Origin of the sequence: Chryseobacterium sp. AG363, assembly GCF_003610675.1 — a bacterium.
Taxonomy (GTDB): Bacteria; Bacteroidota; Bacteroidia; order Flavobacteriales; family Weeksellaceae; genus Chryseobacterium; species Chryseobacterium cucumeris.
On sequence record NZ_RAQF01000007.1, the window covers coordinates 26,578 to 40,076 of the forward strand.

Annotated in this window: 16 protein-coding genes; 5 read left to right on the forward strand and 11 right to left on the reverse strand. The window is 37.5% G+C overall.

Annotated elements, in window-relative coordinates:
- Together DEU39_RS21585 and DEU39_RS24545 are read right to left on the reverse strand one after the other, a co-directional pair.
- Window positions 1-1,206, reverse strand: a complete 1,206-nt coding sequence (locus DEU39_RS21585; RefSeq protein WP_120233346.1) for an exonuclease SbcCD subunit D — start codon at window positions 1,204-1,206, stop codon at window positions 1-3.
- A 144-nt stretch (window positions 1,207-1,350) separates the two neighbouring features.
- Window positions 1,351-1,503, reverse strand: a complete 153-nt coding sequence (locus DEU39_RS24545) for a hypothetical protein (RefSeq protein ID WP_002983641.1) — start codon at window positions 1,501-1,503, stop codon at window positions 1,351-1,353.
- 120 nt (window positions 1,504-1,623) lie between these two features.
- On the opposite strand from DEU39_RS24545, the gene DEU39_RS21595 reads away from it, so the two are divergent.
- Both DEU39_RS21595 and DEU39_RS21600 read left to right on the forward strand, forming a co-directional pair.
- Complete coding sequence (locus DEU39_RS21595; protein WP_120233347.1) at window positions 1,624-1,869, forward strand: VF530 family DNA-binding protein; 246 nt, start codon at window positions 1,624-1,626, stop codon at window positions 1,867-1,869.
- 171 nt (window positions 1,870-2,040) lie between these two features.
- Window positions 2,041-2,541, forward strand: a complete 501-nt coding sequence (locus tag DEU39_RS21600) for a peptidylprolyl isomerase (RefSeq protein ID WP_062675624.1) — start codon at window positions 2,041-2,043, stop codon at window positions 2,539-2,541.
- A gap of 207 nt (window positions 2,542-2,748) precedes the next feature.
- On the opposite strand, the gene DEU39_RS21605 is transcribed toward DEU39_RS21600, so the two are convergent.
- Both DEU39_RS21605 and DEU39_RS21610 read right to left on the reverse strand, forming a co-directional pair.
- Window positions 2,749-3,126: a YchJ family protein gene (locus DEU39_RS21605; RefSeq protein ID WP_062675623.1), complete on the reverse strand. Its 378-nt coding sequence runs from the start codon at window positions 3,124-3,126 to the stop codon at window positions 2,749-2,751.
- A gap of 174 nt (window positions 3,127-3,300) precedes the next feature.
- The gene (locus DEU39_RS21610; RefSeq protein ID WP_062675622.1) at window positions 3,301-5,442 is read right to left on the reverse strand and encodes a M3 family metallopeptidase; all 2,142 of its coding nucleotides are present in this window, start codon (window positions 5,440-5,442) and stop codon (window positions 3,301-3,303) included.
- Between the two features lie 185 nt (window positions 5,443-5,627).
- Here DEU39_RS21610 and DEU39_RS21615 point away from each other — a divergent pair, with 185 nt between their 5' ends.
- Window positions 5,628-6,455, forward strand: coding sequence for a GIN domain-containing protein (locus DEU39_RS21615; protein ID WP_062675621.1), 828 nt, complete (start codon window positions 5,628-5,630; stop codon window positions 6,453-6,455).
- A 1-nt stretch (window position 6,456) separates the two neighbouring features.
- On the opposite strand, the gene DEU39_RS21620 is transcribed toward DEU39_RS21615, so the two are convergent.
- From DEU39_RS21620 to DEU39_RS21640, 5 genes are all read right to left on the reverse strand, one after another.
- Entirely contained in the window at window positions 6,457-8,346 is a 1,890-nt protein-coding gene (locus DEU39_RS21620) for a monovalent cation:proton antiporter-2 (CPA2) family protein (protein WP_120233348.1), read from the reverse strand.
- 3 nt (window positions 8,347-8,349) lie between these two features.
- A complete protein-coding gene (locus tag DEU39_RS21625) occupies window positions 8,350-8,871 on the reverse strand; it encodes an NAD(P)H-dependent oxidoreductase (protein WP_110011719.1) in 522 nt (173 codons plus the stop codon).
- Between the two features lie 194 nt (window positions 8,872-9,065).
- Window positions 9,066-9,881, reverse strand: a complete 816-nt coding sequence (locus DEU39_RS21630; protein WP_120233349.1) for a TPM domain-containing protein — start codon at window positions 9,879-9,881, stop codon at window positions 9,066-9,068.
- Complete coding sequence (locus tag DEU39_RS21635) at window positions 9,862-10,290, reverse strand: TPM domain-containing protein (protein WP_183037458.1); 429 nt, start codon at window positions 10,288-10,290, stop codon at window positions 9,862-9,864. Before DEU39_RS21635 ends, DEU39_RS21630 begins: the two co-directional genes overlap by 20 nt.
- Before the next feature lie 2 nt (window positions 10,291-10,292).
- Complete coding sequence (locus tag DEU39_RS21640; RefSeq protein ID WP_034693337.1) at window positions 10,293-10,898, reverse strand: LemA family protein; 606 nt, start codon at window positions 10,896-10,898, stop codon at window positions 10,293-10,295.
- Between the two features lie 73 nt (window positions 10,899-10,971).
- On the opposite strand from DEU39_RS21640, the gene DEU39_RS21645 reads away from it, so the two are divergent.
- Window positions 10,972-11,469, forward strand: a complete 498-nt coding sequence (locus DEU39_RS21645) for a dihydrofolate reductase (protein WP_062675616.1) — start codon at window positions 10,972-10,974, stop codon at window positions 11,467-11,469.
- 147 nt (window positions 11,470-11,616) lie between these two features.
- On the forward strand, window positions 11,617-12,186 hold the full coding sequence (locus DEU39_RS21650) for a membrane protein (protein ID WP_034693340.1): 570 nt from the start codon (window positions 11,617-11,619) through the stop codon (window positions 12,184-12,186).
- A gap of 63 nt (window positions 12,187-12,249) precedes the next feature.
- Here the strand turns inward: DEU39_RS21650 and DEU39_RS21655 are convergent, their stop codons facing one another.
- Together DEU39_RS21655 and coaD are read right to left on the reverse strand one after the other, a co-directional pair.
- Window positions 12,250-12,882, reverse strand: coding sequence for a trimeric intracellular cation channel family protein (locus tag DEU39_RS21655; protein WP_062675615.1), 633 nt, complete (start codon window positions 12,880-12,882; stop codon window positions 12,250-12,252).
- A 109-nt stretch (window positions 12,883-12,991) separates the two neighbouring features.
- A complete protein-coding gene (gene coaD / locus DEU39_RS21660; protein ID WP_034693345.1) occupies window positions 12,992-13,456 on the reverse strand; it encodes a pantetheine-phosphate adenylyltransferase in 465 nt (154 codons plus the stop codon).
- Between the last annotated feature and the right edge of the window lie 43 nt (window positions 13,457-13,499).

Consider the following 13,499-nt stretch of genomic DNA (forward strand, 5'->3'; position numbering starts at 1 on the left):
TTATGCATTTAAAATTTCGTTAAACAAATTCATCAGTTCTTCATTGGCTTCCTGCCCGCCGTTTTTAGATTTAAAATAATCTTTGAATAAAATATCAATATCCTGACTCAAATTGATTTCATGGGTTTGACTTTCTCCCAATTCCAGATTTCTGACTTTTGGAATAAGGTGAACAATTCCGTTATGGGACTGATAAATTAATCTTCTTTCATCAGCTGTTAAAAAACTCTCGCTTTCCAGCGTAAGCTCAATAAATGTATTGGGATTTTCACTTAGCCATTGAACAGTATCTTCGATGGAACTAAATGTTTTTCGGACTAAAGCTCTGCCGCTTTTCAAGATTTTCTTTTCATAGGAAACTATTTTTCCCGGCTCTGCGTCAATGATGGAAACAAACTTCGTCTGTCCGGCTTCACTGAAACTGTAGCACAGAGGAGAGGATGAATAAATCACAGGTTTTTCCTTCGTTCCGATATTCTGAAAACCATGAAGGTGGCCTAATGCCGTATATTGAATCTGCTCGGGAATACTGTCCGAAAAAATCAAATCTGCGTTTCCTATCTTAATCGGCTTTTCTCCTTCCGGTTCTTCCAGAATTTCTGCCCCTCTTTTATTCATGTATAAATGAGCAGTCAGAAGATTCACTCCGGTATCATCGCAGAACTGATCTGCAAGATTTTTCCATTCCTGTGCAAGTACTCTGTTGATTTCTTCTTCTTTATTTTCACCAAAATATTCCTTTAAACGAACCTCATTCGCAAAAGGAGTATGAAGAATTCTTATCGGAAACGGTATGCTATCAATTTTCAGCTCTATAAAACCTTCTTTCGAGTTGATAATGCTAAAATGTTCCGTACCGAAAGGCAAAATTTCTGCTTTGGGATGGCCAATGAGAATAATTCCGCACTCTCTTGCCAGAGGATCGGGAGCATTGATTAAGCTGGGAGAATCATGATTACCGGAAATAACAATCACAGGACGTTTTCCGTTCAGGGATAAACGTTTTAATGTTTTATAAAAAAGTTCAGCAGCCTCTACACCTGGATTGAAATTATCGAAAAGATCACCAGCAATTAAAACCATATCAACGTTTTGTTCATCAGCAATCTGAACAATTTCATTCATAACCAAAACCTGTTCTTCAAGTCTTGAAAAACGGTCGAGGCGCTTACCCAAATGCCAGTCGGCAGTGTGGAGGATTTTCATAATTTAAATTTGAGAATTAAAAAGACTATATGCAGCGTAATTTTCAAGTTGTTTCGCAAAGAATTATTTTGCAGCTATTACAATGTAAAGATAGAGAATACTTCATTTAAAAAATTAAGGTTTCCTTACTTCGGATCAAGATAATTATGGCTTATTGTCAGCTTCTCTTGCTTTAAAATCTTCCCGGATTTGTTTTAACCTTGCTTTTCTTTCAGCTTCTGCATTTTGTATTTTACGTTTTTTCTGATCAATTTTCTTTTTATTTTTCTTCCTGTTCGCTTCGTTGTTTTTGCTCATGTTTTGTAACGGATAATTTTTATTGGTAAGGAATAACTTCTTCAAAAATAAGAAACAAAAAAGGAAGAGTGGTGTGGATTTCCATATAAACTTATAATCAATTAATTTTGTAAAAAAAAGATGGAACAGTCCAAAGATCCTCTACACGGAAAAAGACTTGATGCTATCCTGGAAGAACTGGTAGAATATTATCAAGGTTTTGAAAGGCTGGGCGAGCAGATCAATATTAAATGTTTTACAGATAACCCAAGCATAAGTTCTTCCCTTAAATTTCTGCGGAAAACACCGTGGGCCAGAACAAAAGTAGAGAGCCTGTATCTTTTTGTCCTGAGACAGAAAAAGAGGGAGGAGAACAGAAAAAAATAAAGCCGGGGAGTTATTATGTAAGTAATGTAAAGTAAAAAGGAAAATTATATTTCCTTATGCATTTCATAGCTTCATCATCCGTCTCCTATCTTTTAAGCTCATTGAATCATTTCAAAAAGAGTATATTTGTATGATTAATCGTGAGGCAAAATCACGAAAAAAAGAAAAAATATGACAATCGAAAACAATCACGTTGTAGCTGTAAAGTATATACTTCACACGATCGAACCAGATGGAAGTAAGATTCTTGTAGAAGAAACAACAACAGAAAATCCACTTACATTTTTGTATGGTGTGGGAATGATGATTCCAAAATTTGAACAGAATATCTTAGGTTTAAAAGCTGGCGACAAAGCGGCTTTTGTGATTCAGCCTGAAGAAGCTTACGGTGAAAGACAGCCGGATGCTATTGCACAGTTACCAGTGGAAATGTTTAAAGAATCAGGACTTCCGCCTGTAGGAGCTATTCTTCCTTTATCAGACAATCAGGGGAATAACTTCCAGGCTTTTGTAGTAGAAATTACTCCGGAAGTTGTGGTAGCAGACCTTAACCACCCGATGGCTGGAAAAGTATTAGATTTCGACGTGGAAGTTTTAAGCACTCGTCCGGCAACTGAAGAAGAGCTGGCGCATGGTCATGCTCACGGAATTGACGGAAACGAAGCTCACTAAAAATATAAATGCCCGATTTTCGGACATGTTTAGATAAGAAAATGAGCCACAGATAATCCTGTGGCTCATTTTTATTGATAAGATTATAATAGTTATTGGTTGCTTAGCATTACACTCCACCGGAGGGGCGGCGAAAATTCAAAGAATTTTTAACGGGGTGGTTCTATACGCAAAGCATCACTACATTATATTTTCTCAATTCGTTCTCTAATCCAAAAATTCCCCGGAAACATAATACCAACGTTCGTGCATCTTCTGAAAAACAGAAAACTCATGATGAACTTGCGGATGGCCGTCCTGATCGGTATAATAAGCCTTAAATTCTACATGATTTAAAGCGGGAGTTCTGATGATTTCCAATTTCGTCCATTGGTTGATCTCTCCCCATTCCTGCAGATCTTTTTTATTGTGGTATTTTCTTTTTCCCGGAAGAGTAGTTTCCATAAGGTATTCACCATTCGGAATGGCAAAAGCAGAAAATCTTGAGCGCATCAGAGCTTCAGCCGTAGGAGCATGTTTTTCTCCGGTATGATAAGGCTTGCAGCATTCTTCGTATGATTTTCCTGAACAGCATGGACAGTCCATATATTGTATTTTAAATTTTGAACTGTAAAAATAATGAAATTCAATAGGAATGGACTTTAGCTCTCTCAAAATAAACAAAAAAATCCACCGGTTTCAGCCGAAACATAGAAAATTCTATTGGTCACAAATAGGTATAAAAAAGAAGCACTCTGATTAAAGAATGCTTCCATTGATTTATTTAATAAACCCTCTGTTTCTCAATAAAGGTTTGATATCCGGATCGTGTCCTGTGAAATCTCTGAATGCCTGATTCAGATCTACAGAATTTCCTACGGAAAGAATATATTTTCTGAAACGGTCACCATTTTCTCTGGTTAAACCACCATTCTTACTGATCCACTCCCATGCATCATTGTCCAATGTTTCAGACCATAAATAAGCATAGTATCCTGCAGAATATCCGCCTCCCCAGATGTGGGCAAAATAAGGAGTGTGATATCTCGGCGGAACGGTTGCCAAATTGAATCCATGGCTGGCTAAAGACTGCTTTTCAAAGTCTAAAACAGGAATAAACTGATTTTCATTGCTTACCGTATGCCAATCCATATCGAGTTCAGCAGCAGAAACCAACTCAGTAGTCATATACCCCTGGTTGAAAGTAGATGCCTTTTTGATCTTATCTACCAAAGCCTGTGGAATAGGTTGTTTTGTTTCATAATGTACTGCATAATTCTTCAGAACAACAGGATCTAAAGCCCAGTGCTCATTGATCTGAGATGGGAATTCTACGAAGTCTCTCGGTACATTCGTTCCTGAAAGTGAAGGATATTTCTGGCTGGCAAACATTCCGTGAATAGAGTGACCAAATTCATGGAAGATAGTAGAAACATCATCATAACTGATTAATGAAGGTTTTCCCGGAGCTGGTTTCTGATAATTATAGCAATTAACAATGACAGGTTTTGTTCCTAATAAATAAGACTGCTCCACAAAATTACTCATCCAAGCTCCACCGTTTTTAGAATCTCTTGTATAAAAATCCAGATAGTAAATGGCGATAGATTTTCCATCATGATCGAAGACTTCATACGTTACTACATCCGGGTGATAAACCGGAAGATCTGTTCTCTTTTTGAAAGTCAGTCCGTAGAATTTCTCAGCAGCAAAGAAAACCCCTTTTTCAAGAACTGTTGTAATCTCAAAATAAGGTTTAATTTCACTTTCATCAAGGTCAAATTTGGCTTTTCTTACCTGTTCAGCATAGAAATTCCAGTCCCAGGGTTCTACTTTAAAGCCTCCTTTTTGCTGATCAATAAGATCCTGGATATCTTTTGCTTCACGTCTTGCTGTTTCCACTGCCGGAGTAGCAATCTGGTTCATCAGCTTAGTAGCTGCTTCAGGGGTTTTTGCCATCTGATCCTGAAGCTTCCATTCAGCAAAGTTTTTCTTACCTAAAATCTGTGCTTTCTTTAATCTTAATTTAGCAAGCTGTTCGATGGTTGATCTCGTATCGTTGGCATCTCCTTTCTCAGCTCTGGTCCAAGAAGCTTTAAATAGCTTTTCTCTGGTCGTTCTGTTTTTTAAATTTTGAAGAAGAGGTTGTTGTGTAGTGTTTTGTAACGCCAGAAGATATTTTCCAGGTTGTCCTGCCGTTTTAGCATCAGAGGCTGCAGCTGCAATTTCATCGGCAGAAAGTCCGTCCAGTTCTTTCGCATCGGAGAAAAATACACCTCCTTGTTTTCTAGCTTCCAATAATTTGTTGGCATATTGGGTAGAAAGAGAAGCCAGCTCCTGATTGAGCTGCTTTAGTTTTTCTTTATCAGCAGCAGAAAGGTTAGCACCTGCAATTTCAAAATTCTGCTTATAATATTGTACCAGTCTTTTACTTTCAGAATCCAGACCATCTTCTTTGATGGATTGTATTCTTTTATAAAGATTTTCATTCAGGTACAGTTTGTCAGAATGTGCTGCAAAAATAGGAGCATATTCTTCATCTAAAGCCTGTAATGTAGGATTCGTATTAGCACTGGTAAGATTTGAAAATACAATTTGTGCTCTTCTCAGCACTTCACCACTTTTTTCCAAGGCAACGATGGTATTTTCAAAAGTAGGGGCAGCCGGATTGTTGGCAATTTTTATAATTTCAGCTTCATGTTGCTTTAAACCGTAGTTAAAAGCAGGTTTGAAGTGTTCGTTTTTGATTTTGTCAAACTCCGGTGCTTCGTATTGAAGCTTGCTCTTCTTCATAAAAGGATTTGAAGATAAAGAGGGATCAGGTGCAGGAAGCTCCTGTTGAATATCGGTCTGTTTCATTGTAGTACAAGATTGATTGAACGCCAAGGCAGAAATTAATAATACCGATGAAATATTCTTCATAAATATAGTTGTTATTAAAGCATAAAGATATTAAAAACTTGTATCATAGAACATATTTCGGCGAATGTATTTCTTTAAGCCCTTTGTTGTATTTACAGTATTTTCAAATGTAATGTAATATTTTTTATAAATTAGTTGTTATTTAAATAAAGAAATCAATAAAAAAATTAACAAAAGGAATAAGCATGAAAACAAGTACTTTATTTATTTTTTCAGCCTTTGTGGCTTTAGCCTCATGTAACGATAAACATGAGAACCGAAATAGAGACAGAGACGGAGACCGAAGTAATTGGGTAGAGAAGGTAGTGAGCAAAGAAAGCGGTCCGATACAGCATAAGGAATTTAATGGAGATTTTGACGAAATTCAGGTTTCACAAGCCATTGAAGCAGAAGTTATAAAATCTGAAACTGAGAAAGTTGAAATCTCAGCGCCACAAAGTATCATTGATGAAATTCTGGTGGAAAATGATGGCGGAAAACTGCATATTCATTATAAGCCGGGGATCAGAGTGATGAACATCAGCAAAGTGACAGCTAAAATTTATACAAAAGATTTTAGTAAGCTTATTGCGGATTCGGCTGCGAGAATTATTGTAAAAGATAAATTTACTCAGGAAAAAACAGACATCGAAGCATCAAGCGCAGGAAGTATTTCCGGAGATCTTGAAGCGAATGACATGGATATCAATATAAGCAGCAGCAGTAGTTTCGATGGTAAAATATGGGCAGTAAACCTTGATATTGAATCTTCATCAGGATCAACTCTGGACCTCTCCGGTAAAGCAAAAAAGGTAGACGTGAGTGCTTCTTCAGGGAGCAGCGTTTCTGCAAAAGGAGTTATTGCTGATGATGTAGAAGCAGATGCTTCCAGTGGCGCAAGTGTACACATAAGTGCTGTTTCCAGTGTGAAAGCAGGTGCTTCATCCGGTGGAAGTGTGGATATCTCGAAAAAAGGAGAGCTTAAGAGTGTGATAAAAGACGAAAGCAGCGGTGGAAGCGTAAACATCCAGTAAATTAATCTGGAGACTCTTCCTCATCTTCTTCATCAGCTGATGAGGATCCTTCCCAGTTTTTATTATCGAAATTAAGATTATCATAAGCCAATAAATCCTCCTCACGCTGGAGGATTTCTTTTGTGGTAAACAGAGTAATATCTTCATCATTTTCCTTCATTTTTGCCAGCTTTCTGACTGATGCTTTATCAATGGCCATAAACCTTTGGCCAAGACGTCTTGCAGCATATTTTCTCATTCCCGTTTCATGAAGTACATCTACAGCCATATCCACGGCTGTTCCCAGTGTTTCACGGTAAATATGATTGACGCCATTGTTCAGATAATCATAAGCATCAATCCTGTTTTTGGCTCTTACAAAAATTTTGACGTTAGGATAATGTTCACGGACAAGTTCTGCAATGAACTTGTTATCGTCAGGATCATCCAGACATAAAACCAGAATTTCAGCATCTTCAATTCCTGCCGCTCTTAAAATAGGAATCCTCGTTGCGTCACCATAATACACTTTAAAACCATAGCTTCTAAGCAGTTTCACACGGTCAGAATCACGATCCAGAACGGTAGCTGGTATTTTATTGGCTTTTAAAAGACGTCCCACCGTACTTCCAAAATGCCCGAAACCTACAATGATGATTTTCTTTTGAGTAACATTGCTGTCAAGAATATTATAGTCATGTTCCTCTTCAGGAATTTCTTTGATAAATTTCGGAGTAATAAATTTGTCATTGATGATGAGAAGAATAGGAGTGATACACATGGTAATTGCCGTAACAGCCATCATCTGTGCATTCATTTCGGGACCTAAAAGATAAAGATCTGATGCGTAATTCAGCAGTACAAAAGCAAACTCTCCTACCTGAGAAAGGGCAAAGGCATAAAAAAGACTTTGGGGAGTATCTATCCTGAAAAATTTTCCAATAGTATATAAAACCACAAACTTTACACCCAGTACCGCAAAAACAGTACTGAAGATAAATAAGGGATCTTTCTGAATGATATTAAAATTAATGGTTGATCCTACACTCACGAAGAAAACAGCTAAAAGCAGTCCTTTGAAAGGATCGATCTGTGCTTCCAGCTCATGACGGAATTCACTGTTGGCAAGCATTACTCCTGCCAGGAAAGCACCTAAAGCAGGTGAAAGGCCGATCACCACCATCAGCTCCGAAACTCCAATAACCAGAAATAACGAAGACGCGGTCAGTAGCTCTGACATTCCCGATTTTGAAACATAGCGCAGAAAAGGAACAAATACATATCTGCCGAGTAAAATCAATAATGCTACCCCGAAAATTACGGTTCCGGCCTGAAGCCATTCGGGTAGTTTTTGAATCAGAATCTGAATTTCATTGTCATGATGCTTGGCTTTATAATTGGCCAGAATAGGCAATATGGCCAGAATAGGAATTACCGAAATATCCTGAAACAGCAGAGTAGAAAATGAAGCTTCTCCGGCGGTAGTCTTGAGGTTGTTTTTTTCCTGTAAAGTCTGCAGAACAATAGCTGTAGAAGATAGGGCAAAGCACATGGCAATAGCAATCGCTTTGTCTACTCTCCAGCCTACGCTTGTGAATACAAGAAAAAGCAGAAGAATGGTAAGAGCCATCTGAGATAGTCCAAGACCCATTATTTTCTTTCGCATTTCCCAGAACTTCCGGGGCTCCAGTTCCAGACCTACCAAAAACAAAAGCATGATCACTCCAAACTCGCTGGCATGCATAATGTCATTGACATTGTTTCCTGTAAGTTTAAGGACATAAGGACCTATGATAATTCCTCCTAAAATATAACCGATGACAGAACTCAGCCCTAATTTCCTGGCCAATGGAACCATGATAATGGCTACACCGAGGAAAATTAATGTGTTCATCGCTAAGCTGGATTCCATATGCTATTGATTGAGTAGTTCTGTAAATTCTTTTTTATGTAAAATAATTTCTTTTTTAGAGAGCTTGTTGGCTTCGTATACGATTTTGATATGTTTGATATCTGCTTTAAAAACTTTTAATGAAACAATAAGCCCGCTGATGAGTTCATCTATGGTATATTGATAAGTTCCGGTTTTGCTGAAAGACCTTTCTTTTCCGCCTGTGGTTACCAGAATATAGACTTCTTTTCCTTCAAGTGGATTATGTTCACCTTCTTTCAGCCAGTCTCTGTCGAAAACTTCATCAATCCATAATCTGAGAAGAGGAGGCATTCCGAACCATATCAGGGGAAACTGAAAGATAAAACGCTCATAGTTTTTAAGGCGTTTTCTTTCCCGGAAAGCTGCAATATGAAAGTCAGGATATTCTTCGTAAAGATCTCTCAGGGTATAATGCTGGTGGCGAACGTAGAAATTGATGAGCTCTACATTCGAATTGGAGTGCTCCAGATAAGGGTGTGCAAATACTACCAGCGTCTTCTTCATAATCCTGTTTTCCGTAAATATAGTGAAAAAATATTGAATAAAAGGTGGTTTTTATGATGTTTTATTAACTTTTTAATAGCTAAATGTCAATTTAACATTAATAAAAGTTAATAAATCAGTATTATTTTGGTTTTTAGATAAAAAAAATCAGATCGTGATGATCTGATTCTATATCATTTTTGAATATTGCTTGATTACCATCCTCCGGATGCACCGCCTCCTCCAAAGCTTCCACCGCCACCGAAGCCTCCAAAGCCTCCGCCTCCGCCACCAGAACTTCCTCCGCCAAAGCCGCCTCCTCCGAAGCTGCCAGGGAACGGGAAGAAACCACCGGGATAATTTCTGCGTCCTCTTCTGGTGATAATCACATCATCATCGTCGTCATTATTTCCGCCACGTCCGCCACCTCTGTTTCCAAAAAGGATAGCAATGATGATGAAAATAATAAAAGCAATAATAAGAACTTTAAATGCACTTCCATTGCCGGAAGGAGCTGTTGAGGCTACAGGTTTGAATTTTCCCTCAACAGCCTCCATAATCGCTGAGGTTCCACCATTGATCCCTTCATACCAAAGTCCTTTCTTGAAATTTGGGGTGACGATGTAATCTAAGATCTGTCCAGCTACAGAAGCGGTAAGGTATTGCTCTACGGCACGCCCCTGCTGGATAGACATGGTTCTGTCTTCTGTGGCAATAAGAAAGACCACTCCATTATCTACTCCCTTTTTTCCGATTTTCCATTTTTCACCAAACATGGTGGCCAGAAAATTTACATCTTCTCCTTTGGTAGAGCGGATGATGACTACTTCAATTTCCGTTGAGGTAGAATCTGCAAACTTGATCAGTTTATGATTAAGGGCATCTTTTTCCTGCTGGGAAAGCAATCCGGCTTCATCAAAAACAGGATACAGCACCGCGGGTTTTTCAGGAATGGTATATTGTGCTGATACAAAAGTGTAAAAGCAGAGTAGTAAAAATGAAAATACTATTTTAAGAGAACGTAATTTCATTTGGAAGTTGGTTTGGGTTTTCTCCTTTTACAGGAAAATGTTTTTTGAGTTCAAGTCCTGTTTCCAGGATGGCACTTTTCAGGGCCTGATAATAATTTCCTTTGGCAAATTCAGCGGTGATATAATCGTGAAGATGATCCCAGTAAGATTGTTTTACTTTTTCATGAATGCCGGTATCTCCAATGATGGTAAGATATTTCTGTTCAAAATTGACATGGAAGAGTACCGCATTTCTGTCTGCTGTTTTATCCATAGCCAGTTTTTTGAAAACTTCAAATGCAGTCTTGGCATCCCGGTTTTCCGTATTGGAATCAATATGCACTCTGATCTCTCCCGTAGAATGATCTTCCGCAGACTGAATCGCTTCCACAAGGGAAGCGATCTGTTGATTTGTTAGGAAATTACCCATTATTATTTGAATACTTCAGGAGCTTTTTGAGCGCCTGCGTCAGCTTTGAAATAAGGTTTTTCTTTGAAGTTGGTGAAATTCGCCAGAATATTATTCGGGAAAGTCTTGATGGAAGTATTATAATCCTTTGCAGCATCATTATAGTAAACCGTTTCAGTTCTGATACTATTTTCAATAGCAGTGTATTCTCTCTGGAAGTTGATATACTGCTGGTCTGCTTTTAGGTTAGGATAAGATTCCACCACGGCCATCAATCTGCTTAATGCACCCGATAATTCTCCTTGTGCTGCCTGGAATTTAGCCAGATCAGCTTCGGTCATATTCGTAGGATCAATATTGATGGAAGTAGCTTTGGAACGGGCTTCCACAACTTGTGTTAAAGTTTCCTGCTCAAATTTTGAATACGATTTTACGGTTCTTTCCAGGTTAGGAATAAGGTTCGCTCTTTTCTGATACACAGTCTCTACATTAGACCATTTTGCGTTCACAGTCTGTTCTTTGTTGACAAAGCTGTTATATCCGCTTTTCCCCCAGAAGAATAGAATTGCAACAATAATAAGAAGGGCAATACCAATGGTTCCTGCACCCAGACATCCTTTATTTTTCATAGTTTATTTTTTTAAATTTTTTGTGCTAACCAAATATACAAATTATGTGCTAATTTTGTAAAAAATTATTTGAATGACAACAATAGTGGTGGCAATGGGAGAGAAAAATGAAATTGGTTTTGAAAACCAGTTGCTTTGGCATCTTCCTAAAGATTTGAAACATTTTAAAGATATTACTTCCGGACATCCGGTTATTATGGGGAGAAAGACCTATGAAAGTATTGGAAAAGCTCTTCCGAACCGTACCAATATTGTTGTGTCAAGAAAAAAAGACTGGTTTGAGGAAGGAATTCTTATTGTAGGAAGCATCAAGGAAGCATTGAAATTTGCTAAGAAGATTGATGAGGAAGTTTTCGTTATCGGTGGCGGAAATATCTATGAGCAGACTATGGATGTAGTTGACAAACTTGAAGTTACTTTGGTGAAAGCAGATCTTCAGGCTGATACATACTTTCCGAAAATAGATCCTAAAATCTGGAAAATGACTAACGAAATCTGCCATGAGAAAGATGAAAAGAACGGCTATGATTTCTGTTTCCAGACATTTGAAAAAATCAAAAAAGAAGATTAGATGTCAATAGTCAATTTTGCTTCGCAAAGTGAATCGTGAATTTTCCGCAGTTACAAAATTAACAAACGCAGCGAATTGACCATTCACCATTGACTTTTTGAACTTTAAGCTCTAAATTTATTATCTTTGCACTTCTAAAATTTAATAATGAATAAATACATAAAAATTGCAGTAGCAGCAGTTCTTATCCTGTTAGGACTTTATATGATGATTTTCACAAGAAATCTTGGTTGGGGTATTGTTGTTTTTCTTTTGGCTGCATTTCCCATCTTGCTATTCTTTAAAAACGAATATATCCTATTGGCATTCTGGCAATTGAGAAAACAAAATATGGAGAAAGCCGGAGAATGGTTATCCAAAATAACAGATTATAAAGGACAGCTTCATAAAACTCAATACGGATATTTTCACTATTTATCAGGACTGACGCAAGCTCAGGATCATCCTGCGAAAGTAGAGCCTTTCATGAAGAAAGCGTTGGAGTACGGTTTGAATATGAAACACGACAGAGCAATGGCTACTTTAAATCTTGCTGCAGCAGCTATTTCTAAAGGAAGAAAGCAGGAAGGTCAGAAGTTGCTGGAAGAAGCAAAAAGACTGGACAGTGCCGGAATGATGACCGATCAGATCAAAATGATGAAAGATCAGTTGAAAATGCCAACCATGCAGAAGCATATGCATAACCCGAATATGAGAAACAGAGGGAAATTCTTCTAATCAAAAAAAATAAAAATAAAAAGCACCTTTTTGAGGTGCTTTTTTATGTGTTAAATATCAAATTTACATTTCTGAGTTTTGATCATAGCCATAAAATTTAGGCATCTGCCAATGGTATTTTACAGCAAATGTTCGAATCGCAACGATCAGTAAAATAGTGAAGATTTGTATAAAAGTATAGGAAAGCACTGTATACCTGGTCATCAATAGAAATGCTGCTCCGCCCACTATACATGCTGTGGCATAAATTTCCTTTCTGAAAATTAATGGAATTCTATTGAGTAATATATCCCGGATAATCCCTCCAAAACAACCTGTAATAGTTCCTAATGCAATACAGATCATTGGATGAATACCTGCATTTAAACCTTTTTGTACACCGATTATGGTAAATAATCCAAGTCCGAAGCTGTCGAAGATAAATAAAGTTACTTTAAAGTTTTTCTCAAGAGATTTGAAAATCATTGAAAAAATACTGGTCACCAGAATCAGGGTACACATCAGAATATCATGCATCCAGAATACAGGAATATCCAGTAACAGGTCTCTTACAGTTCCTCCTCCTACAGAAGTTACAAATGCAATAATAAGCACTCCGAACGGATCAAGCCGTTTCTGCATTGCTGCAAAACTTCCGGACATGGAAAAGGCAATGGTCCCAAGGACTTCTATTGCAAAATTGAACTGTTCGTGCATATATAATTATAAATGATTGTTGATAAATGATAATTGATGAATGATTTCTGCTTAAGCAAATTCTTGGCCATTATATCAATTATCATTTATCGCTCATCAATTATATTTTTTATCTCTCCACTCTCACAGAGTCCGGAACCATCAGTTCATATTCGCCGCCGTGGTTAATAACTTCCCTTACAATGCTGCTACTGATGAATGATTTTCCTGAGGAAGTCAGTAAGAATACGGTTTCCAGTTTTTTATGAGCTAATGTTCTGTTAGTATGAGCAATCGCTTTTTCAAATTCAAAATCTGCCGGGTTTCTTAATCCTCTGATGATGTACTGAGCATTTTTTTCAAAACAGTAATCTACTGTTAGACCTTCAAATGAATCTACTTCCACATTGGGAAATTCTGCTACAGAGTTTTGAATAAATTCCATTCTTTTTTCAAGAGGGAACATATATTTTTTCTGAGAGTTCTGTCCGATAGCGATGATTAATTTATCAAATAGCGGTGCCGCTCTTTCTATAATGTCGTAATGTCCTAGTGTAATAGGGTCAAAAGACCCTGGAAAAACAGCAATTTTCATGTTGTATGAGTTATGACGTTGAATGGTAAATTATCAGTTAAAA